General features: G+C 66.6%; 1 protein-coding gene. It reads right to left on the bottom strand.

Features of this window, described 5'->3' with window-relative positions:
• Positions 1-455 (bottom strand): murein hydrolase activator EnvC family protein (locus SB753_RS34800; protein WP_410804578.1); only part of this gene is annotated, 455 nt, incomplete at both ends.

The following is a 455-nucleotide window of genomic DNA, read 5'->3' as shown; positions in this document are numbered from 1 at the left end:
CGGCGCAACTCGAAGCCGACTGACACGCGCGAGTTGTTTTCGTCGCCCATCTCGGCGATCTGCTGGCCCTGTCGAACGATCTCGCCGGTTTTGACCAGCAGTTTGCGGTTATGCGAGTACGCGGTCAGGAAGTCCTTGTTGTGCTGCACGATGATCAGACTGCCGTAGCTGTTCAGGCCCGTGCCGGCATACATGACCTTGCCGTCGGCGGCCGCGCGAACCGGATCGCCCGCCTTGCCGCCAATCTCGATGCCGCGCGTCTCGCCCGGCTGGAAGGCTTCGACGACCCGGCCGCCCGCGGGCCATGCCAACGACAAGCCGTTTGCGTGACGCATGCTTTGTTGCGCGACTTCGCGCGCTTCGGCGGCACTGGGAGCGGGCGAAGGCTGCGCGATAGCTGCCGATGGCGCCGACGCCTGCGCGCCAGACGCACTCGACGCCGCCGCAGCTTTTGC

The organism is Paraburkholderia sp. SIMBA_053 (assembly GCF_046534895.1).
In the GTDB taxonomy this organism is placed as follows: Bacteria; Pseudomonadota; Gammaproteobacteria; order Burkholderiales; family Burkholderiaceae; genus Paraburkholderia; species Paraburkholderia caledonica.
Note: the sequence above shows the minus strand (reverse complement) of the source record. Positions and strands in the feature narration are given on the sequence as shown.